The sequence below is a fragment of the Sphingobacterium sp. UDSM-2020 genome (assembly GCF_016132525.1).
Lineage (GTDB): Bacteria > Bacteroidota > Bacteroidia > Sphingobacteriales > Sphingobacteriaceae > Sphingobacterium > Sphingobacterium anhuiense.
The window spans coordinates 727561-751535 of record NZ_CP066166.1; the positions used below are offsets into that span (position 1 = coordinate 727561).

The window sequence follows — 23975 nt, forward strand, 5'->3', positions numbered from 1 at the left end:
ATTATGGCAACTAATAACGAAAAGACACGCTATAGCGATTCAGAGCTACAAGAATTTAAAAGCATTATCTTAGAAAAACTAAGAATTGCAAAAGAGGAACTTGCTGCCTTAACAGCCTCTCTAAATAATAGTGATGCAAACGGTACGGATGATACTGCTGGTACTTATAAAACTTTGGAAGATGGTTCTGCCACTTTAGAAAAAGAACAAACGAATCAGTTAGCTGCTCGCCAACGAAAATTCATCGACAACTTAGATGCGGCTTTAGTTCGTATTGAGAACAAAACTTATGGTATTTGTAGAGAAACGGGAAAATTGATCCAAAAGGAAAGATTGAAAGCTGTTCCTCACACTACGTTAAGTATCGAAGCTAAAAATAAACAGTATTAATATTTTTTAAATACAAAAACATAATGGTCTTTACCAAAAGTAAAGACCATTTTTACAACTATGAAAGGCTATACTAAACCAGTAATTCTGATTATTCTCGTTCTTTTAATTGACCAGATATCAAAAATATGGGTCAAATTAAATATGACCATTGGTCAAAGTTATGAGGTGATTGGTAAATTTGTACAAATCCATTTTATAGAGAATAATGGAATGGCCTATGGAATGGAATTTGGTGGCGAATTTGGGAAACTGATGCTTACACTTTTTCGTATTATCGCTGTCGGAGCAATCGGCTATGGCCTGCATTACATGGTTAAAAAGAAATATAATCGCGGATTTATTCTCAATATTGCCTTAATCTTTGCAGGAGCACTTGGAAATATTATCGACTCTACTTTTTATGGTATGATCTTTAGTGAAAGCACCTGGTACGATAAAGCTTCATTATTTCCTGCAGATGGAGGATATGCAACGATTTTCCATGGAAAGGTCGTTGATATGCTCTATTTTCCACTGATTAATGGAACATTCCCATCTTGGCTCCCGATTTGGGGTGGTCAAGAATTTCTATTCTTTCGACCGGTATTCAATATTGCTGATTCTGCAATATCGGTGGGGGTTGTGCTGATTCTACTCTTCCAAAAGAAATATTTTAAAGAAGAGAAAGAAGAAAAAACAAGTATACATAGTGAAATCGTAGAAGATTAATAACGACTTCTAAAAAGTCTTGAATTTTCAAGGCTTTTTTTATGAACAACTACAAATGATAAAATTATATATTAAATGCGCCCTTTTAACACTTTTCAGTGTTCTAAGTTTACAAGGAATTGCACAATACAGCAATCCTGAACTCGTAAAAAAACATATCAACTATCTCGCAAGTGATAAAATGAAAGGTCGCGGTACAGGAAGCAAAGAAGTATTCAAAGCGGCAGATTATATTGAAAAATATTTTAAAACACTTAAACTTCAACCGTTAGGTGAAAAAGGATTCAGACAATCGTTTGATGCTAAAGTATGGAAAGTTAAAGTGAGTGACAGCATTCGCAAAGCAGATAACATCATTGCATTTTTAGACAATGGCGCTCCACTTACTATTGTAATCGGGGCACATTATGACCATTTAGGAACTGGTCATCAAGGCAGCTCAAAAGACTCTCTCGGTGTTGGTAAAATACACAACGGAGCTGATGATAATGCTTCAGGCGTAGCCGGTTTACTGGAATTAGCACGTTATTATAGTACGAATAATTTAAAGGAAAGTTATAATTTTCTTTTTATCGCATTTGGTGCTGAAGAGTTAGGATTAATCGGATCAAAATATTTTACCGAACACCCAACTTTGCCACTTGATAAAATAACAGGTATGTTAAACATGGATATGATCGGCAGGTTAAATCCTGAACAGGGTGTTGCTGTAATTGGATATGGAACAAGTAAAAAATGGCCGGAAATATTTAAGGGTATCACACCTAAAATTAAGTTTTATACAGGTCATGATGGTAATGGTGGTTCTGACCAGACCTCATTCTATAAGAAGAATATTCCAGTTCTATTTTTCCACACAGGAGGTCATCCTGATTATCATATGCCAACAGATGATCCAGAAAAAATCAACTATTCAGGACTTACTGGAATTATCGATTTCGAGGTATTGGTTATCAACAATATGTTAAAACAAAGTGAGAAACTCGAATTCCAATTCACAAATTAATGATGGTTACCAACAAAGTGTTAATAACTGGGTCAAATGGGTTTTTAGGACAAAAACTAATCGATCTACTTAGTAAAAACCTCAATTATGAAGTTTTTGCTATTTCCATGAATAAAAACGACAATCCGAATGTAGCGAATTATCATTTTCAACAATTGGATTTGATGAATTCGGATCTTTTAAACACCTATCTGTCAGAAGTTAAACCAAATTACATCATTCACACTGCTGCAATCACAAGTGTTGAAGGGTGCGAAGCTGATAAAGTGCTCTGTGAAAAGATGAACGTTGAGGTAGCGAAGCAATTGGCCGATTATTGTAAGCAGACAAATGGTTTTTTAGTACAGTTATCCACAGACTTTGTTTTTGATGGCCAAAATGGTCCATATAAAGAGGATGATTCAACCAATCCATTAAGTGAATATGGTAAAAGCAAATTACGTTCAGAACAAGTTATCCATAACTCTGGATGTGAATATGCGATCTTAAGAACGATATTGGTGTATGGAATAAATGCTAATCCAAACCGCTCTAATTTAGTGCTTTGGGCAAAAGAAAAACTTTCAAAAAATGAACCGATAAAAGTGGTGAAAGATCAATGGCGCATGCCAACGTTTGTTGATGATTTAGCTGAAGCCTGTCTTTTAGCTATTGAAAAACGTGCAACAGGAGTTTTCCACATCAGTGGGGAGGAAATGTTTACAATTGCTGAAGCAGTCTATCAAATTGCAGATTTTTGGAAATTTGACAAATCCTTAATTTCAGAAATTACGGCGGCATCAATAGGTCAATCTGAAAACAGACCACAAAAAACAGGGTTTATATTATCAAAAGCCAAGTCGATTTTGGGCTTTCAACCAACTCCTTTCAAAGCGAGTTTAGAAATAATCGATAAACAATACGGAATCTTCCGTTAATAATAAAAAAAGAGATGAAGGAGAAATGTGCTAAAGAGTCTACAACGGTAATGAATGAATTAGTATTACCGAATGATACGAATACTTTTGGTAATTTAATGGGCGGTAGATTGTTGTATTGGATGGATATCTGTTCTGCAATGGCAGCGCAGAAACACTGTAATAGTCCAGTAGTAACCGTATCGGTCGATAACGTTTCATTCAAAAGGTCCATTCGACTAGGAGAAGTTGTGACCATTGAAGCGAAGGTAACGCGTGCCTTTAATACTTCAATTGAAGTAAGAATGGAGGTGTTTGCTCAAAATCTTCCATTGGGAACAAAAGAAAAATCAAATGAAGCTTATTATACATTCGTAGCGGTAGACGAGCATGCCAAACCGCAGCCTATTCCAAAAGTAGTTCCGGAAACGGAATTGGAACATAGGCTTTACGACGAGGCAATGAGACGTCGTGAGTTACGCTTAATATTAAGTGGTAAGCTAGATCCAAGCAAAGCTACTGAATTAAAAAACCTTGTCAATTTATTTGATCACAAAGGCTAATTAAAAATGCCTCAGATGGTGTATCTGAGGCATTTTTAATTTTAATTAGTGCAAACGCTATTATTCAGAGCCTAAAGCCACTATACGATCAAACTCTTCAGCCTTTAGTGGCATTACAGATAATCTTCCTTGACGTACTAATGCAACATCCTGTAAAAACTCATCTGCTTTGATCTGCTCTAGTGTAACTGATTTTTTAAATGTTTCGACAGGAGCTAAATCTACGACTACCCATTTCGGATCTTCAGTTGTAGGATCCTGATAGTATTCTTTTACAACTTTTGCAATACCCACCACTTCTTTTCCTTCATTGCTATGGTAAAATAAAACAAGATCGCCCTCTTTCATTGCTTTAAGATTGTTACGGGCTTGATAATTACGTACACCATCCCAAAATGTCTGACCATCTTTATTAAATTGCTCCCAGCTGTATTTGAAAGGTTCAGATTTGACCAAAAAGTAATTCATATCGAAAAAATTAGTTTTGTTGTTCTAATACTTCCATTTTATCAGCAAAGTGAGCGCAATAATCACGTAAATCTGCGATTACTTTCTCTGCCATAGGATCACCGCCTGAAGAACGTAGAAATGAATCTCCTAATGTCTGTAAGGTTTCATAGAAAAAACGTTTCATCTCATCATAAGGCATATCTTTAGTCCATAAATCGATACGCATTGAGTTTTTATATGCAGAATCCCATAATGCTAAAAACATGGCTTTGGCAGGAAGTTCATCAGAAGATTCACCATCATTAGAAGACCAAGTAATTTTGTCAGGCACGTTTGCATCATCCAATTCAACCTGTAATTTTATTTCTGCTTTTTTCATTAGAATATGATTTGTTTTAATAATGAGTGTTAGCTTTTACTAATTATTAAGCTGGTTTCACTCGGTTTTTAAAGGCTATGAAGCTACTCTGAACATGTTGATTTCTATATGATATGCTCAAGATTGTTCCATATTAATAATGCTTTTTACAAAAGGCTTACGCTATTTTTATAATAAGTGTTAAGATCGCGACTACCACTATAAAACCCAACTCATAGAGCCAAAGTTTTTTATTTTGTTTGACAATAATCCGGAAGAAAATATCCACCAATAGTAATACCACCATTAAGATCAACAGCGCGGTCATAGACAGTAATGGTTTCGTATCGGACATATCCTCTACAAAATACCAAGCTACTAAGCATGCCGATACGATATTAATTGGTGTAAGTCTCACTATTTTGTTCTATAATTTCTTTTAGTAGAAGTTTTAGGACCTTGTTTATTAGACTTGAACCCCGATGCACGCTGTGATGCTTTTGCTTCTTTCTGCTTGATTGCAAATTTCTTCTCGTGGAACGCTCCTTTAAAATCTGGATCTTCTTTTCGTTTTTGAATATCGATTTCTTTGGCAATAGCCTGGCGTTCGAAATATGGTGTTTCTTCGATAAAAACTTCATCTGGTAGTGGAGCAACATCAACAGACTGACGCATTAGCTTTTCAATTTTTCTGAAATAATATTTTTCTGCATCATTGCAAAAAGTAATAGCATCACCAGAATTAAATGCACGGCCGGTACGTCCGATACGGTGTACGTAATCTTCTGTCACTATGGGAACTTCAAAGTTAATCACATGAGAAACATTTGAAACATCAAGACCACGTGCTGCTACATCAGTCGCTACTAAAATTCGTATATTTCCTTCTTTAAAGGCATTAATAGAATTGATACGTGTATTTTGACCTTTATTAGCATGTATAACCCGTACTTGATCTTTACCATATTTACGTTCTAAAAAGGCAAAAACATTATCCGCAACTGTTCTTGTTTTGCAAAAAACAATTAAACGATGAAATGATTCATCATCTTTCAATAGATGTTGCAATAAATTGAGTTTTGTTTTTTGGTTAGGAACGAAATAAACTCTCTGACTCACCGTCGAAGCTGGCGTTGCTTGCTCAGAAACTTCTATAACCGTTGGAAAAGCTAAGAAATCACCAGCAATTTTCCGAACCAGCTCTCCCATTGTTGCGGAGAATAATAAATTTTGTCTTTTTCGAGGCACGACTTCCAAAATACGGTGCAATTTAGAAATGAATCCCATATCCATCATTTTATCGGCCTCATCCATCACCAAAAATTTCAATGATTTCACATTAATATGACCTTCTAAATATAAATCTAAAAAGCGCCCCGGTGTCGCGACAATTATGTCTACTCCTTTTTCAAGGTTTTCAATTTGGGTTTTAGGCCCCAAACCACCATATAAAACGACTGTACGTAAATCAAGATATTTTGAAAATGTCTGGATATTTTCCTCGATCTGCATAGCAAGTTCGCGGGTTGGCGATAAAATTAAAGCGCGTGCATCTTGACCTTGCGCATATTTCAATTTCATTAATATAGGTAAGACAAATGCAGCCGTCTTTCCAGTGCCTGTTTGCGCTACTCCCATGATATCTTGACCAGCTAGAATCGGTGTAATAGCTTTTTGTTGTATTTCTGTTGGAACCGAATAACCTGCTTCTTCAATTGCGTTCAAAAGCTGCTTATTCAATTTAAAATTTTCAAATGTTTGCTGCATTTTACAAAGATAATGAAAAGCATCCACATGCTTATCTTATGCATTAAATGATTATCAGATTGACGTAAAACTGACATAACTGTTTCATTATTATTGTTAAAAAGATGCTTCATTGGTCGCATTTTGATTTAAAGCAGAATTAAACCACCTTTGTAGTAAATAACTAAACTTTTTTATCAAGTTTGTATGAAAAAATTATGGATCTTATTGCTGCTTATCACAGCAAGTATGACCACATTCGCAGATGAAGGAATGTGGTTCTTAATGCACTTGAAGCGACTTAATGAAGCTGATATGCAAAAGAAAGGATTGAAACTGACGGCTGAGGAAATCTACAGCATCAACAATTCAAGTTTAAAGGACGCAATCGTACAATTCAATGGTGGTTGTACTGCAGAAATCGTTTCTGACCAAGGCTTAGTATTCACAAATCACCACTGTGGATATGGTGCAATTGCAGAATTATCAACTCCTGAAAATGACCACTTAACAAATGGTTTCTGGGCAAAAACAAAATCTGAAGAACTAAAACCGAAGTCTTTGTTCGTTCGCTTCTTTGTTCGTATGGATGATGTTTCAAAAAGAATTTTGTCATTAGTAAATGATAAAATGTCTGAATCTGAACGTCAAAAAATCATTAATCAGGAAATCGCTAAAATCGAAAAAGAAAACAGCAAAAACGGTAAATACATCGTCAATGTAAAATCATTTTACAATGGCAATGAATATTACTATTTCGTTTATCAAGATTTTAACGATGTCCGTTTAGTAGGAACTCCTCCTAACAGCATAGGTAAATTTGGTGGTGATACAGACAACTGGGAATGGCCACGCCACACAGGAGACTTTTCTATCTTCCGTGTATACGGGGACAAGAATGGTAACCCAGCAGAATATGCTAAGGAAAATGTTCCTTTAAAACCAAAACACTTCTTACCGATCAGTTTAAAAGGTTTTAAAGAAGGTGATTTTGCTATGATATTGGGATACCCTGGCCGTACCAATCGTTGGATGCCTGCAGGAGGAATTGATCAAAATGTAAAGTTTGCTTACCCTGCTTGGGTAGAGGCATCAAAAACAGGAATGGATGTCATGAAAAAATACATGGACAAAGATCAAGCTGTTAAAATCAATTATGCTTCTAAATATTCTCAAGTAGCTAACTACTGGAAAAATCGCCAAGGAATGATCGACGCTTTAACGTTGCACAAAACTGCGGTGACAAAAGCTCAAGATGAGGCTAAATTTAACAAATGGGCTAATAAAAAAGAGAATAAAGCAGAATATGGTGATGTAATTGCTACGATTAATGCTTATTATGCTGCTACGAATGAAAAAGCACGTCATGATAACTATTTAAGTGGTATGATCCGTTCAAGTACATTAGCCGCTTTACCGTTTTCAATCGGAAATGGATTGGATTTATATGTAAAGTCTAATGAGGCGAAACGTAAAGAGTTATTACCGAAGTTGCAAGGAGCAATTGCTTCAAGTTATGAGAAATTATACTTACCTCTAGAGGAAGATGTATTGATTGATGAATTGAACCTATATGCAAAAAAAGGTGGCAACATCGCTCCTTATGTTGCAGAACTAGCTGGTAAAAACAACAATGATCTAACATCATATATTCGTGAAGCTGTCAAAAATAGTATTTTTGCTTCCGAAGAAAGACTTAATAACTTTTTAGACAATCCGACAGCGTTAGCGTTGGATAACGATCCATTGTACAAATTATCGACAGCATTATTAAATAAATACCGTGAGTCTTCGCCTTCAGATAAAGAAGCAACGGATAAATTCGAGGCTGCACACCGTAAATATGTTGCTGGCGTATTAGCTTCTAATCCAAAAGGAAAATTCTATCCAGATGCAAACAGCACGTTACGTTTAACATATGGTTCTATTAAATCATTGCCTGCAGATAAACGTAATGATGCTGCACAAAACTTCTATACGACTTTGAAAGGCACTATTGCTAAGTACAAAAAAGGAGACGAAGAGTTTGATTTGCCTCAGAGATTGATTGATTTGCAAAACAATAAAGATTACGGTCGCTATGCAGATAAAGCTGGATATCTTCCAGTTAACTTCTTAAGTGACAACGACATAACTGGCGGAAATTCAGGTTCTCCTGTAATAAATGGAAATGGCGAACTAATTGGCTTGGCTTTTGATGGTAATATTGAAGCGATGGCAGGTGACGTTATTTTTGATCACAAATTGCAACGCACGATATCTGTAGATATTCGTTACGTTTTATTTGTAATTGACAAATTTGCTGGAGCTACCAATATCATTAGTGAATTAAAAATTGTAGAATAATCATATTTCACAATTTTTAACAGAAATTTTTCTGAAAAAATATTTTCTATTAAATTGGTTTTTGTATATTTATTGTGTTAATTAGAGTAATAAACAAGACCATAAAACTAAAATTATAATTATTAAAATGGAAAACTACGTAAAATTAAAAGAGTTAGTAGCATCAATCGAAGGAGATGCAGACAAATTTTTCAACAATGGTAACTCTGCTGCAGGTACTCGTGTACGCAAAGGATTACAAGACATTAAAACATTAGCACAAGAAATTCGTAATGAAGTTACTGCTAAGAAAAATGACGGTAAATAGTTTTTATTTATCTTAATCAAAATAAAAGGCGCTTTAAAAGCGCCTTTTATTTTGATATTATTTTTTTATATTAATAAAGCCCTTAAATGTAATATTTAAGGGCTTTATTAATTAGACACAGCTTGGTTTTACAATTACAATAAAAGTAGCTGCATAATATATTTAACCATATCCTTTGTCATCATTCCTGACGAAAGAGTCTGTGTAAATTGCTTATCGACCTCAGCTCTTGTTAATACTTTAACTTTTTTGGCTTCAAATACTTTCTTATCCATTACTGGAGCACTAGAAAGTTCAACTTTAGAGGCAAAATAGGAAACATGTTGATTAGGAACCACAAGCCCTAAAATCATTCCTGGAAGACCATTTATTGATTCAGGGCCACCGTATACAGGTATTTCATTTGCATAAAATCCAATCACATAAATTGAATCTGAAGTAACACCATTGGCCCTTCTGCAGTTAAATCCAGCAATTTCACGATATTCATCTGTAATTTTCCATTTAATTTTCTTCAAGGAATCTTGAATTACTATCTTTTCTCCAAATATGTCATTGAATCTTTTATAGCTATTTTGTTCAAGATTAGAAGATGTAACCCCGTCAAAATCTAATGCTAATTGCATCATGTAACGTGATGATGCTGGATCAAGCTCCTTCTTAACAGGCTCAAAAAGAGTTTCACTACCATTAAATTTCAATGTTTTTTGAATTGTAACACTTTGAGGTGCTGTTGTCACCATTTCTTGAAACCAACGACGAGAATTTTCATCTGCTTTTGCTACAAATTGCTTAGCAATGATGTTTTTAATATACATTGTCTTATCAAATGTAATTGTTCCGGTCTTTGAAAATAGGGTATACTGTGCTTTACTCTCCCCTACTACAAACAGTAAGAATAGAACTGCTATAAATTTTAATATTTTCATAAATAATTTTTAATTCATAAACATTTTTGTGAAATCCCAGCTCAACTTCAACATGTAATAACGTTGAATTGTGTCATAACGACGTTGTGTGAAAACTGAATTATTTTGACTACGTGCAAATCCTTTATTTTGATTCAGGATATCATTTACTGTAAAATCCAATTCTAAGGATTCGTTTTTCAAGAATTTTTTACTTACGCCCGGATGAATCAACAATTGATCAAATTTTGTTGCAAAAGCTTTAGTTGATGCTTCGTAGGTATAATCATAGTTAACGTAAACTTTAAATTTCTTAGGAAAAAAATAAGTCGCTCCACCATTAGAACCAAAAGTAAAACCATTACTATTTACATCAGGCTGTAAAGAAGAATTCATAGTTTTAAATCCAGGTGTCAAGTTAATATCGAAATCAAAACCTTTTTTCATATTTCTAAAAATGGCATATGTAAAACTGTAATTTAGCACATCAACTTTATTTAAAGCTCCATTGATCATATTATAGTTCTTTGATCCATAAACTGCTATCCTAGGAGAATTTTCTATTCCCAATTCTTTATTCAATTTAAAATGGAAACCACCATAAACGTTAATTGATTGATTTGTTTTATCTGTTAAATTTTCCCAACGATAGATACTTTTACCACTTTCTTCATCAGTTGTAATATTCTGGACAAATGCGTCATTCTGATTACTATAATTTGCACCCAAATAGGTATAAGAACCTGAAAGAATTTTAAAAGAATTATAATTTACATTAAAACTATTGCTAAATGAGGGTTTTAGATTCTCATTACCGATCACCAAGTTTAATTGATCAGTATTATCAAGAATTGGCTGAATTTGATTCAAAGATGGCAATTGATTTCTTCCTGAATAACTAAAATAAATTCCTTTTCCTTTTGTGATATTATAGCTAATATTCAAATTAGGATTGTAAGTTAAAAACGAACGTTGAACTTGTTCTTTCGAACGGTTATTAGATTGCTTTAATTGATCATCATTTATACTATTCGTGAAATTGGCTCTAAGTTTTTCATCTTTATAAGTTAGTGCAACCTTATAATTATTAGAAAATCTATCGTAACTATAATCATTACTAAAACGATCATCTAAGACATTATAATTACCTGCTTGATCTCTGTTATAAGAGAACTGTGATGAATTATTATCATTTTTATTTAAACCATAATTTAAAGAAAGATTCAATTTCTTCGTTAGTGGTTCCGTATAAGTTATTGTAGCACCTTTGGTCGTATTATTTCCATCGTTCTTCTTATACTGATCAGTGGTATCTTTTGAAGCTACATTATCTTTGTAAAACTGAATGTTAGCAAATAAATAACCATCACCATCATTTTCATCTCTATTGATATTCATATTTAAAGAGACTGAACGTCCAGCCTTTTTGAATTTCTTAGTTAAAAAAGCATTAAGACCAAAAGATTGCGCATTCGAATTTCGACTATTATTTGTCGAATCAGAGTTTAATAAAATGCCATCCTTATTTATCGTATTTGATAATGATCTATCATCAGTCCAATTTTTACTTTTAGAAGCATTACCTTGAATAGTTAAAGTAGTCAACGAATCAAATTTCAAATCATATTTCAGATTCATTCTTTGTTTCGTTAAATCAGATTTAGCATTTCTTACTTTATCTGTAAATTGAATATCGTTCTCGAGATTATTTTGTTTATTTGTTGTCTCGTTACCATCACTTTCAATTTTCCCGTATTTGTAACTTAAATTTAATTTATGCTTATCTGTTTTCCATTTATCAAAAAAGTTGACACCTGTATTCATCACTTTAGGTACTCCTATAGAGCCAGATCCTGAGAAATCATCTCCTCCTGAACTAAAATACATACCATCATCATTGTAACTAACTCCGGAATCCGAGCCGTATTTCTGAGCATCTTCCCAAGACAATGAGGTGCCACCGTTATTTCCAAATAATCCGTAAGCGGATATTTTTTGTGAACCTTTAAATTTGTTCAGCATTAGCTGTCCATTGTAATAATCATCAGTTCCCACTCCGGCAACAGCTTTACCAAAGATTCCATTTTTAGAACCTTCTTTTAGCTTTACATTGATCGTTTGTTCTTTATTTCCATCATCGACTCCAGTACGTTCCGCTTGTTCAGACTGTTTTTCATAGACTTGCACTTTGTCGACCATATCCGAACGGATATTACGAGTTACTAATTTTGGATCATCGCCAAAGAATTCTTCCCCGTCTACTAAAACTTTTTTCACAGTTTTACCTTGTGCAGTAATCTTTCCCGATGCATCAACCGTAATACCTGGCAATACTTTCAATAAATCTTCAACTTTAGCATTTTTTTCCACTTTAAAGCTACCTGCATCATACTCCGTAGTATCTCCTTTAATAGTGATCGGAATACGACCTGTCACGATAACTTCTTGTAAAAGCTGTGCTGTATTTGTCAAACCAACTTTTAATGCTGAATAATCTTGATTTGGTAATATTTCGGTATAATAGTCTCCGTATTTGGGATAACTTACAATAAGTACTGCCTCACTTTGTACGGGTGTACTTAACGAAAAATTACCATTTTCATCAGATCTGGTAAAATCTAAAAGAATAGAGTCTTTGGCACTCAAAAGCATGACTGTTGCATTTGACAACTTCTGCTGATCTTTGGCATCACTAATTTTACCTTGAATTTTACTCTGAGCAAAGCAAAAGCTCACAAGCATCGGTAATAGCAACAACAAATGGAAAATCGTTTTTCTTTTCATCTAAAAACTATAATTATCACTTTGGTTAATAAAACTGCACAAATATATTGCATAGTTACCCCTATTAGATAGGCTTTCAATAGAAATGTTACAACTTTTTATAACTTTTTTTTAAATCCTTTAATTATGCCTCTAAAACCATAATTACCAAGGTGAAATTATAATGTTTTACCTATTTTTGTTTTAAATACATTCATACTATGCAAACTATACAAGAATATGTTGAGGCGAACAAACAACGATTTTTAGATGAGTTGTTTGATTTATTACGTCTTCCGTCAGTAAGTGCTGATCCAAAATTTAAAGGTGATATCGAAAAAACGGCAGAATTTGTAGCACAAAAGTTAAAGGAAGCTGGCGCAGATAATGTAGAAATCTGTCAAACAGCGGGTAATCCGATTGTATATGGAGAAAAAATTATCGATCCTGCTTTACCGACGGTATTGACCTATGGACATTATGATGTGCAACCTGCTGATCCATATGAATTGTGGGATACGCCACCGTTTGAGCCAACAGTACGTGATGGTAAAATTTACGCGCGTGGTTCTGCAGATGATAAGGGACAATTCTATATGCATGTAAAAGCATTTGAATATATGATGAAAAATAATGTACTTGCGTGCAATATTAAATTCATGATCGAGGGAGAAGAAGAAGTTGGTTCTGCTAACCTTGGAACTTTTGTAAAAGAAAATAAGGAAAAATTAAAAGCTGACGTAATTGTTATTTCTGACACATCGATGATCAGTCTGGAAACTCCATCTTTAGAAACTGGATTAAGAGGATTATCTTATGTTGAAGTTGAAGTAACTGGCCCAAATAGAGATTTACACTCTGGTGTTTACGGGGGCGCAGTTGCAAACCCAGCTACAATCTTAGCAAAATTAATCGCATCTCTACATGATGAGAACAATCATATTGCCATTCCAGGATTTTACGATGATGTCGTCGAACTATCTCAGGAAGAACGCGATGAGCTCAATAAAGCGCCATTTGAAATCGAAGCATATAAAAAAGATTTAGGTGTTCAAGAGCTATGGGGAGAAGAAGGATATTCAACAATTGAACGTACAGGTACTCGCCCGACTTTAGAAGTGAACGGTATTTGGGGAGGTTATATTGGTGAAGGTGCAAAAACTGTACTTCCTTCAAAAGCATATGCCAAGATTTCGATGCGATTAGTTCCAAATCAAAATTCACAGCGCATTACAGACTTATTTAAAAAACATTTCGAAGCAATTGCTCCCAAAAATGTACAAGTCGAAGTTAAACCGCATCATGGTGGCGAACCGGTTGTAACTCCAACTGATAGTGTCGCTTACAAAGCTGCTGAGAAAGCTTTAACGGACACATTTGGGGTAAAACCTATCCCAACCCGCGGCGGAGGTTCAATTCCTATTGTAGCCTTATTTGAGGAAGTTTTAGGCTTAAAAACTGTCCTTCTTGGTTTCGGATTAAATAGTGACAACCTACATTCTCCGAACGAGAAATATGGTATTGAAAATTATCTTAAAGGTATTTCAACTATTCCTTTGTTTCATAAATATTATGCTGCATTAAGTAAATAAATACCTGCACAAAATACAGAAAGGGGTTCGCTAATTTGAACCCCTTTTTTATTATATTGCTCTCCTTACGAAAAGCTATCTTGTATAAAAATATTATTGAATGATTAAAATTCTGAAGAAACTGCATCGCTATTTTTATTTTGCTAGTGTTTTTATTGTGTTCTGTTGTCTTTTTCCCATCATATGGCTATATGCAAGAAATGCATCCAAAAACTATAATCAAATCGCGTATCTCAGGAGATGGATGAGTCTCATCGGTTCATATGGTGTCGGTATTTTTTACCGCGTAAAGTTTGAAGAAAAAATTGACTGGTCCAAACCTTATATCCTCTGTGCCAACCATACTTCCGTTTTAGACATCACGGCGATGACTTTTATATCCCAGAAGGCTATTAGTTTTATTGGAAAAGCAGAGTTATTGAAAAACCCCGTAACACGCATATTTTTTAAAACAATTGATATCCCTGTAGATCGTAAGAGCAGAATGGCTTCTTTCAGATCTTTTAAAAAGGCTAATGAAATGCTTAAGGAGGGAAAATCTCTTGCCATTTTTCCGGAAGGAAAAATTGATGAGCAGTATCCACCTACTATACATCCTTTTAAATCTGGTGCATTTCGTCTGGCAATTGAGAATAATATTCCAATAATCCCGATTGTCATTGAAAATGCCTGGGAAATTTTATGGGATGACGGTCATAAATTAGGATCGCATCCAGGCATCGTAAAAGTGCAAGTATTTGCTCCGATTAATACAGATAATTATGATGAACAAAATGCTGCTGACTTAGAAAATTACGTTTACAATAAAATGCTTTCACATTGGAAATTGCAGAATAAATTGTAATTTGAACACCAAATTTAAACAAGTTTGCTATGGCTTCCGCAACATTAATTGAAATTCAAGAGATCGCTCGACAATATACAATAGGAACAGAGACTATTCATGCGTTAAAATCTGTTTCTTTAAATATAAAGAAAGGTGAATTTGTAGCTTTAATGGGTCCATCTGGATCTGGAAAGTCAACATTAATGAATATTTTAGGTTGCTTAGACACTCCTAATTATGGTGATTATATTTTAAATGGCATCAATGTCAGTGATATGACAGATGATGAACTGGCTGAAGTTCGGAATAAGGAGATTGGATTTGTTTTTCAAACATTCAACCTTTTACCCAAAAGCACAGCATTGGAAAATGTTGCACTTCCATTAATTTATGCAGGGATTAAACAAAGTGTGCGGGAGGAAAAAGCAACACAAGCTTTAAATAGTGTCGGATTAGGAAATCGTGTTGATCATCGTCCAAATGAGTTATCAGGTGGTCAACGCCAACGTGTAGCAGTTGCCCGTGCATTGATAAACAACCCATCCATTATTCTTGCGGATGAACCTACAGGAAATCTTGACACAAAGACTTCTATCGAAATCATGGGGCTTTTAGAAGAAATCCATTCTAAGGGAAATACCATCATATTGGTAACTCACGAGGAAGATATTGCACAGCATGCACATCGAATCGTCCGCATGAGAGATGGACTTATAGAAGCCGATTATCCAAATACAGATATCAAATCCGTTTCTCCAAGACTATCAGCATTAGAAGAAAAAGGTGATGATTTTGAAAATATTTAGAAAGATGAGCACAACGCTAGTGTATTTTTTCAAACTGAATATCAATTACTTAAATTGATGATAAAAAAAATAAATGACAAATAACTTGCTAAAGACAAATTAAATTATATTTTTGCGAAAATTGAAAACTTAATCTGTTTTTATTATGTATTGGACATTAGAGTTAGCTTCACATTTAGAAGATGCCCCTTGGCCGGCAACAAAAGATGAATTAATCGACTATGGTATTCGTTCTGGTGCTCCTGTTGAAGTAATCGAAAATTTACAAGATTTAGAAGACGACGGTGAGCCTTACGAGAATATAGAAGAAATTTGGCCAGATTATCCTACAAAGGATGATTTCTTCTTTAACGAAGACGAGTATTAATAAAAAATGCCTTACATTGAATTGTAAGGCATTTTTTATACGATTTAATCCTTTTCACTAAATAGCAGTCTTATCACTATATGATAACATATCTTAAAAGTGCATGTATACTTTTGGCATTTCTGATTCCCAATATCAATTTTGCACAGGAAAACAGAGTTCCTGATTCCAATTTGGTTATTGTGAAAAAATTTGTCACTGCTCTTAATGACCCCAATATTGCTACAGATGTGATCTTAAGTCAGCACATCATCATCAACAAAAAGCTTACGGATGAATATTTTGAATATCTCGAAGCAAGTCTAAACGAAGTCCGTCTCAATATACAGATGAAAGATATTAGTCAAATTCAGTATCTCAACTATCATCAGCTTCCTAAAAAGGAAACTAGGGATATCGACTTAGAAGGAAAAAATGCGTCGAACATTTACTTTCTTAAAATAAAAGACAGGCTGATTGTATCCCTTTATCTTGAAGCAGACAAAATTGCATCCTTTACTTTAGTCTCAAAAGGAAATAATTTAGCACATTTTGTCACATATTAAAATTATTCACTAAATCACTTGCTTTTTTTAAAATAATCAACCATATTTGCTATTACAATAAAGAAATGAATATAAACGTATTAAATAAGTCTTGGTGGTGGCATAACAGTTAAACTGTTGTGGCAAAGAACTATTGCTTAGATTTATCTATACATCAAAATAGTAGGCTTGCCTTTTTAGGTAAGCCTTTTTTTATTTTAATAATACCATGAAAAAAATATTAGCGCATTTATTTGAATATAAATCATTCAGCAGAAAAGAGGCTTATGATATCCTCATCAATATCACAGAGGGCAAATATGATAGCCATCAGATCGCTGCATTCATGACAGCTTACGGCATGCGAAGTATCCGTGTGGAAGAACTTGGTGGATTTAGAGATGCGATGTACGATCTATGTCTTCAGCTTGACTTCAGCGGTTATGATTTAATCGATTTATGTGGTACAGGTGGAGATGGAAAAAACACTTTCAACATTTCTACATTAGCATCCTTTGTTGTAGCTGGAGCAGGTTATCATGTCGCTAAACATGGTAATATCGGCGTCTCATCGGGCTGTGGTTCTTCCAATGTTATGGAATATTTGGGCTATCAATTTACAAACGATAAAGGCGAGCTAAACAGACAACTGGATGAGGCCAACATTTGCTTCTTACATGCCCCTTTATTTCATCCTGCGATGAAGACGGTAGCACCTATTCGAAAAGCGTTGGCCGTTAAAACATTCTTTAACATGCTAGGCCCTTTGACGAATCCTGCGAATCCAAAATTTCAATCCGTAGGTGTTTTTAGTCTAGAGCTTGCAAGATTGTATGGATACCTCTATCAAGATTCAGTAAAACAATATTCGATTATACATGCACTGGATGGATACGATGAGATATCACTTACAGGTGATTTCAAAGTTATAACCAATGCTGGAGAAAAATACTACAGTATTCCTGAACTTGGCTTTGATATTGTTGCACCAGCTTCTTTAGCTAGTGGGGAAACAATCAATGAAGCGGCAGACACATTTTTGAAAATTATAAGCAATGATGGCAATGACATTCAAAATAACGTAGTACTTACAAATGCCGCCTTTGCTATCAATACATTTGATCCGCAAAAAACATTTGCAGCTTGTTTGGCCGAAGCAGCAGAATCACTTAAAAGCGGAAGAGCATTCAATAGTTTCAAAAAACTTATAAATAAATAACATGAGCTTAAAAATTAAAGTTTGTGGCATGAAAGATCTGGATAATATGCTAGATCTCATTAAATTACCGATCGATTATATGGGTTTGATTTTCTATGAAAAATCAAAACGATATGTCAGTGCTTTGGATGCCCATTTTATAAAGGCAATCCCAGGAATAAAAAAAATAGGTGTTTTTGTAAATGCCAGCGAGCAGGAAATTTTACAAAAAATCAGTGATTACGGATTAGCCGGAATTCAGTTACATGGTCATGAGGATCCTGATTTTTGTCTTAGGTTAAAATCTAAAGATATTCTTGTCATCAAATCTTTTGGCATTGACGAAAACTTTGATTGGCAATCTCTCAACGCATACGAATCGGTTGCTGATTATTTTTTATTTGACACTAAGACTAGTAACCATGGAGGTTCGGGAATACACTTTGACTGGGATTTATTGAGGAACTACCCATTAGAGAAACCCTATTTTTTAAGTGGTGGTTTAAGTGCTGAAAATATAAGAGAGGCAAGCCAGATTTCCGACCCTCGTTTATACGGTCTCGATTTAAATTCAAAATTTGAATTTAAGTCAGGAATAAAAAATGTAGAATTATTAGAACAGACATTGAAAAACATGAATTATGAGCAAGTACCAGGTTAATGAAAAAGGATATTATGGTCAATTTGGAGGTGCTTACATTCCAGAAATGCTATACCCTAATGTAGAAGAACTACGTCAAAAATATTTAGATATTATTCAAGAACCCAGTTTTCAGGAAGAGTTTAATCAACTTCTAAGAGATTATGTCGGTAGACCATCACCTTTATACTATGCAGGCCGTCTATCCGAGAAATATGGGAGTAATATATATTTAAAAAGAGAAGATCTAAATCATACAGGTGCTCATAAAATAAACAATACAATTGGTCAAATCTTACTTGCACAGCGACTAGGAAAGAAAAGGATCATAGCTGAAACGGGAGCTGGGCAACACGGTGTTGCTACTGCTACTGTATGTGCACTAAAAGGATTAGAATGTGTGGTCTACATGGGCGCCATCGATATTGAGCGCCAAGCACCAAATGTGGCCAGAATGAAGATGATGGGAGCACAAGTAGTACCAGCACAATCGGGAAGCAAAACTTTAAAAGATGCTACTAACGAAGCTTTAAGAGATTGGATAAACAATCCCGTTGACACACATTATATCATTGGTTCTGTAGTAGGGCCTCACCCCTACCCAGATATGGTTGCTCGTTTTCAGTCTATCATATCTGAAGAAACAAAAAAACAGCTCTTAGAAAAAACAGGCAAATCCAATCCTGACTATGCAATAGCATGTGTAGGTGGAGGATCGAATGCTGCAGGTATGTTTTATCACTTTGTAGATGAAGAATCAGTAAAGCTGATTGCTGTAGAAGCTGCTGGATTGGGTGTTGATTCTGGCGAGTCTGCCGCAACAACGGCACTTGGAAAAGAAGGTGTATTACATGGGAGCCGATCATTGCTGATGCAGACTCCAGATGGACAGGTTATAGAACCATACTCCATATCTGCGGGATTAGACTATCCTGGAATTGGTCCACAGCACGCCTGGTTATTTAAATCCGGACGCGGCAATTATGTGAGCGTGACGGATAAAGAGGCAATGGAAGCAGGATTGTTGCTCACAAGACTGGAAGGAATTATTCCTGCTATTGAAAGTGCTCATGCTTTAGCATACTTAGAAAAAATGGATTTAAAACCAGATGATACTGTGGTCATCTGTCTGTCAGGACGCGGAGATAAGGATCTGGACAATTACATGAAATATTTTGGCTTTTAAACGATGAGAAAAATAAAAAAAACAGGGGATCAAGGTCTCTTATCGATATATTATACTGCTGGTTACCCAACACTTGATAGCACAGTAACTATTGCCAAAAAGCTGGAGGAATCAGGTGCTGATTTTTTAGAAATCGGTTTCCCTTATTCAGATCCTGTTGCCGATGGCCCCACTATTCAACATAGCTCCGAGGTTGCTTTAAAGAATGGCATGACAGTAGAAATTCTTTTTGAACAATTGAAAGAGTTACGTAAGCATGTGACCATTCCCGTATTTTTAATGGGGTATGTAAACCCTTTATTACAATATGGTGTGGAACGCTTTTGTGCTGACTGCAAAAAGGTGGGTATTGACGGAATAATTGTACCGGACTTACCGATGTATGAATATGAAGAACTTTATAAAGATACATTTGAAAAGAATGACGTTGCCAATATTTTTATAGTGACCCCACAGACTTCAGAAGAACGTATTAGAAAGATTGATAAACTTTCCAATAGCTTTATCTACTTGCTCTCCTCTAATGCAACTACAGGGACAGAACTGAATGTAGGAGACACAACAACTGCTTACTTCCAGCGAATAAAAGATATGCAGCTTGAAAATCCAATTGCAATCGGATTTGGTATTTCAAATAAACAATCTTTTGAACAAGCTACATCGTTTGCCACAGGAGCTATTATAGGTACAGCATTTGTGAAACTACTAACGAAGGACAATTACTTAGATGAAATTCCTAATTTTATTAAATCAATAAAAGGTTAAACAAAAAATAGTCCTTGCTCCATCAAGGACTATTTTTATAAACTTCTACTAACTGAACAAAAATTGTAGCAATAATATGACAACAAGAATGCTTAAGAGAGCAAGTTGTTTATTAGCTTTGTCGAAATGAAACAGTTGATCATACTTATCTTGATTTTTCACTATTCCCTTACGGCGACTAGTGCAACTGTGTACTTTCATTTTTGTCATGGAGAAACGCAATCCATCTCCCTCAATAAAGACGAGGCCTCACATGCAGAATGTGCATTATGCAAAAAAAATGATGCCTGCCATAAAACTCCTGTTTCGGAAGAGCATAAATCAACTGAAGATAATAAATGTAAAAATGTTTCTGTCGATTTAAAAAACGTCGACGACAATCATTTTTCATCGGATAGTGCAAAGGTTTATCCGGTTATCAGTCCAGCCATTCTGGTATTAAACTGGATTATTATAAATCAAAACTACTTTGAAAACATTGCCAATTCCAAATGTGTTTTCGCGTCAAATAAACCGATATCGGCAACTGATATTTCTCCTTATTTGATAAACTGTAACTTCAGAATCTGATTTTTAAATTTTTTAATAGGTCTTTTAAAGACAACCAAGGTCACACTTTAGCGATAAAAGCTGAAGTATACTACTATTTCAAAATTTTAAAAAAATCATGAAACAAATATTAAAATACGCACTTATACCCCTATTTATTTTTCTTGCAAATACTTCGCTGAAAGCCACTTCTTATATTGCTAAACAAGACAGTACGGTCACATTACATGTCGCTGGAAACTGCGGTATGTGTAAAAAACGTATTGAAAAAGCAGCCAATCTTCCGGGTGTGTCGAACGCCGTGTGGAGTGAAGATACCCAGAAGCTGTCCTTAACATATAGTGCTAAAAAATCAACATTAGAAACGATTAAAAAAAGCATTGCGGCTGTCGGACATGATGTTGAGAATGTACGAGGAAACGATAAAGCATATGCCGAATTACATGAATGCTGCTTATATCCTAGATTAGAAAAAGTTCAAGCTTCGCCATTAACAGTTAGTGCTACCACAAACAATAGTAGTGCTACAACAACCGTTTCTGTTGATAGCACAACCACTATGCATGTAGCAGGAAACTGTGCTTTATGTAAAAAAAGAATCGAAACTGCAGCAACTATTACTGGTGTTACATCAGCAATCTGGGATGTGAACACAAAAGAGCTGTTAGTAAAACATAATCATCAAAAAGCACCTTTAGAAGAAATAAAAAAGAGCATTGCTGCCGTTGGACACGATGTAGACAATGTACGTGCCGATGATCAAGTATATGAACAATTACATGAATGTTGTTTATATCCGAGAATGGAAAACGGTAAAATTACGGATGTAAAAGCAAAGAAAGATGATCATCATGATCACAACCACATTTTAACGGGCGTAGTTGTTGAAGAAAATGAAAAAGGAGACCTCAATCCAATCACAGGTGTTAATATCCATTGGTTAGAAGATAAAAGCAAAAATGCAAGAACAAATGAAAATGGTGTTTTCAAATTACAGCATCATGGAAATTTTAAGAAGATCGTTGTGAGTTTTGCAGGTATGCAATCGGATACGATTACTATAAAAGACTTGCATGAAGTATTGATGATAAACGCAAAAAGCAATGTCTTATCTGAGGTGGTAGTAACAGGAAGCAGAAGATCAAACTTCATCAATCGAATGAATCCTGCACGTGTAGAGGTATTAACAACTAAAGAACTATTTAAAGCTGCATGTTGTGATTTAAGTGAAAGTTTCGAAACAAATGCTTCTGTTGATGTCGTAAGTAATGATGCTGTAACAGGTTCTAAACAGATTCAAATGCTAGGATTAAGCGGTATATATACACAGCTTACTGTAGAGAACTTACCTGGCCCTAGAGGCTTAGCAGCCCCACTAGGTTTAAATTCGATATCTGGAAGCTGGATCGAATCTATTCAAATTGCAAAAGGCATTGGTTCTGTTGCAAATGGATATGAAAACATGGCTGGACAAATTAATGTTGAACTTAAAAAACCGCAAAATTCGGACAGACTTTATTTCAATGCCTATGCAAACAACATGGGAAGAACAGATGTAAACTTAAATTTAGCTCAAAAAATAAACAACAATTGGTCTACCGCTGTCCTGTTACATGATAATTTCATGTATAATAAAACAATGAATTTCAGTGATAACGGTTTTCGTGATATCCCTGTTGGAAACCTCTTTTCCGGAGTAAACCGTTGGAACTACGAAAACGGAAAAGGCTTCATGGCACAGTTTGGAATTAAATACTTAAATGATGACCGTACAGGTGGTCAAACAGATTTTAACAAAAAAACAGATAAAGGAACTACCAATAGATATGGTCTAGGTTTTGATATTGAAAGAATCGAAGGTTTTGCTAAAATCGGCTATGTATTTCCAGAAAACAGACACCGCAGTATAGGTCTACAACTTGCAGGTTCAAACTATAATCAAAAAAGTTATTTTGGTCTAAAAAATTATAATGGTGAACAACAGAATGGATATGCCAATTTGATATTTCAAGATGTTCTCGGAACTGTAGCTCACAAATACCGTGTGGGAGCTTCGGTAAATTATGATAACTATGATGAGTTATATCTGGATGTTCAGAATTTTAAGAGAAAAGAAACTGTTTCCGGTGCTTTTGTAGAATATACTTTCAGTCCAAATGAAAAATTTGATGCCGTAATAGGTTTAAGACAAGATTATAACTCATTGTACGGTTGGTTTACTACACCTCGTTTAAATTTACGTTATGCACCTTTTACAGGTAATACAATGCGTTTAAGTGCTGGTAGAGGGCAAAGAACGGCTAACATTATTGCCGAAAATATGTCTGCACTAGCAAGTAGCCGTACATTAATTATCAAATCTCCAGACAATTTTAAAAATGCTTACGGATTAGATCCTGAAGTTTCTTGGAATACTGGCTTTACAATTGATCAAAGTTTCAGATTGTTCAACAGAGAGGCAACTGCATCGGTTGAGTTATTTAGAAACAGTTTTGAAAATCAGGTCGTAGTTGACTATGAAAACCCTAGAGAAATATCTTTTTATAACTTAACAGGTAAATCATATTCAAATAGTCTTCAGGCAGAATTACGTTTCAATCCTCTTCCTCGTTTAGAAACAAGACTTGCATATCGTTTACTCGATGTTCAAACTGACTTTGAAAGTGGTAGAAAAAGTAAACCGCTATTGGCTAAGCACAGAGGTTTTACTAATCTAGCTTATACATTACCTTCATCAGGATGGAGCTTTGACTATACCTTAAATATTGTAGGAGATAAAAGAATACCTTCAACAATAGAAAACCCAGTTGCATATCAGGTAGCAACAAAATCAAATGCTTATGTAACGATGAATGCGCAGGTAAGTAAAGATTTTGGAAAAAATAAAAACTTCACAATTTATGTCGGTGGTGAAAACTTAACAAATTATTTCCAACATAATCCAATTTTAGGAGCAGATGATCCATTTGGATCTTACTTTGACACGTCTCTATTATGGGGACCATTAACGGGAAGAATGTTCTACACCGGTGTAAGATTTCATATCAACTAAAATAAAAAAGGGAACCAAGTTAGCGG

At 34.8% G+C, this 23975-nt stretch carries 24 protein-coding genes; 18 read left to right on the forward strand and 6 right to left on the reverse strand.

Annotated elements, in window-relative coordinates; all coding sequences use genetic code 11:
- Nucleotides 1-3: 3 nt before the first annotated feature.
- Genes JAZ75_RS03045 through JAZ75_RS03065 form a run of 5 tightly spaced genes read left to right on the forward strand, consistent with a single transcriptional unit; the run spans nt 4 to nt 3566 of the window.
- Nucleotides 4-390: a TraR/DksA family transcriptional regulator gene (locus JAZ75_RS03045; RefSeq protein ID WP_021188833.1), complete on the forward strand. Its 387-nt coding sequence runs from the start codon at nt 4-6 to the stop codon at nt 388-390.
- A 60-nt stretch (nt 391-450) separates the two neighbouring features.
- Nucleotides 451-1101: a lipoprotein signal peptidase gene (locus JAZ75_RS03050; protein ID WP_021188832.1), complete on the forward strand. Its 651-nt coding sequence runs from the start codon at nt 451-453 to the stop codon at nt 1099-1101.
- A 55-nt stretch (nt 1102-1156) separates the two neighbouring features.
- The gene (locus JAZ75_RS03055; RefSeq protein ID WP_208700197.1) at nt 1157-2107 is read left to right on the forward strand and encodes a M20/M25/M40 family metallo-hydrolase; all 951 of its coding nucleotides are present in this window, start codon (nt 1157-1159) and stop codon (nt 2105-2107) included.
- The gene (locus JAZ75_RS03060; RefSeq protein WP_232789345.1) at nt 2107-3024 is read left to right on the forward strand and encodes an SDR family oxidoreductase; all 918 of its coding nucleotides are present in this window, start codon (nt 2107-2109) and stop codon (nt 3022-3024) included. Before JAZ75_RS03055 ends, JAZ75_RS03060 begins: the two co-directional genes overlap by 1 nt.
- 14 nt (nt 3025-3038) lie before the next feature.
- Nucleotides 3039-3566 carry an acyl-CoA thioesterase gene (locus JAZ75_RS03065; protein ID WP_021188831.1) on the forward strand — a complete coding sequence of 176 codons (528 nt, stop codon included), beginning with the start codon at nt 3039-3041 and terminating at the stop codon, nt 3564-3566.
- Nucleotides 3567-3626: 60 nt separating this feature from the next.
- Here JAZ75_RS03065 and JAZ75_RS03070 read toward each other — a convergent pair whose 3' ends face one another.
- From JAZ75_RS03070 to JAZ75_RS03085, 4 genes are all read right to left on the reverse strand, one after another.
- Complete coding sequence (locus tag JAZ75_RS03070; protein WP_021188830.1) at nt 3627-4034, reverse strand: EVE domain-containing protein; 408 nt, start codon at nt 4032-4034, stop codon at nt 3627-3629.
- 10 nt (nt 4035-4044) lie between these two features.
- Nucleotides 4045-4395, reverse strand: a complete 351-nt coding sequence (gene gldC, locus JAZ75_RS03075) for a gliding motility protein GldC (RefSeq protein ID WP_021188829.1) — start codon at nt 4393-4395, stop codon at nt 4045-4047.
- 157 nt (nt 4396-4552) lie between these two features.
- Complete coding sequence (locus JAZ75_RS03080; RefSeq protein WP_132843735.1) at nt 4553-4792, reverse strand: hypothetical protein; 240 nt, start codon at nt 4790-4792, stop codon at nt 4553-4555.
- Nucleotides 4792-6141, reverse strand: coding sequence for a DEAD/DEAH box helicase (locus JAZ75_RS03085; protein ID WP_168128229.1), 1350 nt, complete (start codon nt 6139-6141; stop codon nt 4792-4794). Before JAZ75_RS03085 ends, JAZ75_RS03080 begins: the two co-directional genes overlap by 1 nt.
- A 186-nt stretch (nt 6142-6327) precedes the next feature.
- Between JAZ75_RS03085 and JAZ75_RS03090 the strand changes: the two genes are divergently transcribed.
- Nucleotides 6328-8466 carry a S46 family peptidase gene (locus JAZ75_RS03090; protein ID WP_208700199.1) on the forward strand — a complete coding sequence of 713 codons (2139 nt, stop codon included), beginning with the start codon at nt 6328-6330 and terminating at the stop codon, nt 8464-8466.
- A 127-nt stretch (nt 8467-8593) separates the two neighbouring features.
- Nucleotides 8594-8773: a hypothetical protein gene (locus JAZ75_RS03095; protein WP_021188827.1), complete on the forward strand. Its 180-nt coding sequence runs from the start codon at nt 8594-8596 to the stop codon at nt 8771-8773.
- 134 nt (nt 8774-8907) lie between these two features.
- On the opposite strand, the gene JAZ75_RS03100 is transcribed toward JAZ75_RS03095, so the two are convergent.
- Together JAZ75_RS03100 and JAZ75_RS03105 are read right to left on the reverse strand one after the other, a co-directional pair.
- Nucleotides 8908-9702 carry a GLPGLI family protein gene (locus JAZ75_RS03100; protein ID WP_183915973.1) on the reverse strand — a complete coding sequence of 265 codons (795 nt, stop codon included), beginning with the start codon at nt 9700-9702 and terminating at the stop codon, nt 8908-8910.
- Nucleotides 9703-9711: 9 nt separating this feature from the next.
- A complete protein-coding gene (locus tag JAZ75_RS03105) occupies nt 9712-12465 on the reverse strand; it encodes an outer membrane beta-barrel protein (protein ID WP_208700201.1) in 2754 nt (917 codons plus the stop codon).
- Between the two features lie 200 nt (nt 12466-12665).
- Here JAZ75_RS03105 and JAZ75_RS03110 point away from each other — a divergent pair, with 200 nt between their 5' ends.
- From JAZ75_RS03110 to JAZ75_RS03160, 11 genes are all read left to right on the forward strand, one after another.
- Nucleotides 12666-14036 carry a dipeptidase gene (locus JAZ75_RS03110; protein WP_208700203.1) on the forward strand — a complete coding sequence of 457 codons (1371 nt, stop codon included), beginning with the start codon at nt 12666-12668 and terminating at the stop codon, nt 14034-14036.
- Nucleotides 14037-14136: 100 nt separating this feature from the next.
- A complete protein-coding gene (locus tag JAZ75_RS03115; RefSeq protein ID WP_208700205.1) occupies nt 14137-14880 on the forward strand; it encodes a lysophospholipid acyltransferase family protein in 744 nt (247 codons plus the stop codon).
- A gap of 29 nt (nt 14881-14909) precedes the next feature.
- Nucleotides 14910-15668, forward strand: a complete 759-nt coding sequence (locus tag JAZ75_RS03120; RefSeq protein ID WP_021188823.1) for an ABC transporter ATP-binding protein — start codon at nt 14910-14912, stop codon at nt 15666-15668.
- Between the two features lie 145 nt (nt 15669-15813).
- Nucleotides 15814-16035 (forward strand): DUF2795 domain-containing protein, encoded by a 222-nt coding sequence (locus tag JAZ75_RS03125; protein ID WP_021188822.1) that lies wholly within the window; start codon nt 15814-15816, stop codon nt 16033-16035.
- 80 nt (nt 16036-16115) lie between these two features.
- Nucleotides 16116-16580 carry a hypothetical protein gene (locus JAZ75_RS03130; RefSeq protein WP_168128233.1) on the forward strand — a complete coding sequence of 155 codons (465 nt, stop codon included), beginning with the start codon at nt 16116-16118 and terminating at the stop codon, nt 16578-16580.
- A gap of 208 nt (nt 16581-16788) precedes the next feature.
- A complete protein-coding gene (gene trpD / locus JAZ75_RS03135; RefSeq protein ID WP_132843741.1) occupies nt 16789-17778 on the forward strand; it encodes an anthranilate phosphoribosyltransferase in 990 nt (329 codons plus the stop codon).
- A 1-nt stretch (nt 17779) separates the two neighbouring features.
- A complete protein-coding gene (locus JAZ75_RS03140) occupies nt 17780-18418 on the forward strand; it encodes a phosphoribosylanthranilate isomerase (RefSeq protein WP_132843743.1) in 639 nt (212 codons plus the stop codon).
- Nucleotides 18399-19583, forward strand: coding sequence for a tryptophan synthase subunit beta (gene trpB, locus JAZ75_RS03145; RefSeq protein ID WP_021188818.1), 1185 nt, complete (start codon nt 18399-18401; stop codon nt 19581-19583). The genes JAZ75_RS03140 and trpB overlap by 20 nt, the downstream gene beginning before the upstream one ends.
- A 3-nt stretch (nt 19584-19586) precedes the next feature.
- On the forward strand, nt 19587-20348 hold the full coding sequence (gene trpA, locus JAZ75_RS03150) for a tryptophan synthase subunit alpha (protein ID WP_168128235.1): 762 nt from the start codon (nt 19587-19589) through the stop codon (nt 20346-20348).
- A gap of 126 nt (nt 20349-20474) precedes the next feature.
- On the forward strand, nt 20475-20918 hold the full coding sequence (locus JAZ75_RS03155; protein WP_021188816.1) for a hypothetical protein: 444 nt from the start codon (nt 20475-20477) through the stop codon (nt 20916-20918).
- 97 nt (nt 20919-21015) lie between these two features.
- A complete protein-coding gene (locus tag JAZ75_RS03160; protein WP_208700207.1) occupies nt 21016-23949 on the forward strand; it encodes a TonB-dependent receptor domain-containing protein in 2934 nt (977 codons plus the stop codon).
- Nucleotides 23950-23975: the final 26 nt, after the last annotated feature.

Coding starts and splice junctions, on each gene's coding strand:
- JAZ75_RS03045 (WP_021188833.1), top strand. CDS start 4: ATGGCAACTAATAACGAAAAGACACGCTATAGCGATTCAGAGCTACAA.
- JAZ75_RS03050 (WP_021188832.1), top strand. CDS start 451: ATGAAAGGCTATACTAAACCAGTAATTCTGATTATTCTCGTTCTTTTA.
- JAZ75_RS03055 (WP_208700197.1), top strand. CDS start 1,157: ATGATAAAATTATATATTAAATGCGCCCTTTTAACACTTTTCAGTGTT.
- JAZ75_RS03060 (WP_232789345.1), top strand. CDS start 2,107: ATGATGGTTACCAACAAAGTGTTAATAACTGGGTCAAATGGGTTTTTA.
- JAZ75_RS03065 (WP_021188831.1), top strand. CDS start 3,039: ATGAAGGAGAAATGTGCTAAAGAGTCTACAACGGTAATGAATGAATTA.
- JAZ75_RS03070 (WP_021188830.1), bottom strand. CDS start 4,034: ATGAATTACTTTTTGGTCAAATCTGAACCTTTCAAATACAGCTGGGAG.
- gldC (WP_021188829.1), bottom strand. CDS start 4,395: ATGAAAAAAGCAGAAATAAAATTACAGGTTGAATTGGATGATGCAAAC.
- JAZ75_RS03085 (WP_168128229.1), bottom strand. CDS start 6,141: ATGCAGCAAACATTTGAAAATTTTAAATTGAATAAGCAGCTTTTGAAC.
- JAZ75_RS03090 (WP_208700199.1), top strand. CDS start 6,328: ATGAAAAAATTATGGATCTTATTGCTGCTTATCACAGCAAGTATGACC.
- JAZ75_RS03095 (WP_021188827.1), top strand. CDS start 8,594: ATGGAAAACTACGTAAAATTAAAAGAGTTAGTAGCATCAATCGAAGGA.
- JAZ75_RS03100 (WP_183915973.1), bottom strand. CDS start 9,702: ATGAAAATATTAAAATTTATAGCAGTTCTATTCTTACTGTTTGTAGTA.
- JAZ75_RS03105 (WP_208700201.1), bottom strand. CDS start 12,465: ATGAAAAGAAAAACGATTTTCCATTTGTTGTTGCTATTACCGATGCTT.
- JAZ75_RS03110 (WP_208700203.1), top strand. CDS start 12,666: ATGCAAACTATACAAGAATATGTTGAGGCGAACAAACAACGATTTTTA.
- JAZ75_RS03115 (WP_208700205.1), top strand. CDS start 14,137: ATGATTAAAATTCTGAAGAAACTGCATCGCTATTTTTATTTTGCTAGT.
- JAZ75_RS03120 (WP_021188823.1), top strand. CDS start 14,910: ATGGCTTCCGCAACATTAATTGAAATTCAAGAGATCGCTCGACAATAT.
- JAZ75_RS03125 (WP_021188822.1), top strand. CDS start 15,814: ATGTATTGGACATTAGAGTTAGCTTCACATTTAGAAGATGCCCCTTGG.
- JAZ75_RS03130 (WP_168128233.1), top strand. CDS start 16,116: ATGATAACATATCTTAAAAGTGCATGTATACTTTTGGCATTTCTGATT.
- trpD (WP_132843741.1), top strand. CDS start 16,789: ATGAAAAAAATATTAGCGCATTTATTTGAATATAAATCATTCAGCAGA.
- JAZ75_RS03140 (WP_132843743.1), top strand. CDS start 17,780: ATGAGCTTAAAAATTAAAGTTTGTGGCATGAAAGATCTGGATAATATG.
- trpB (WP_021188818.1), top strand. CDS start 18,399: ATGAGCAAGTACCAGGTTAATGAAAAAGGATATTATGGTCAATTTGGA.
- trpA (WP_168128235.1), top strand. CDS start 19,587: ATGAGAAAAATAAAAAAAACAGGGGATCAAGGTCTCTTATCGATATAT.
- JAZ75_RS03155 (WP_021188816.1), top strand. CDS start 20,475: ATGAAACAGTTGATCATACTTATCTTGATTTTTCACTATTCCCTTACG.
- JAZ75_RS03160 (WP_208700207.1), top strand. CDS start 21,016: ATGAAACAAATATTAAAATACGCACTTATACCCCTATTTATTTTTCTT.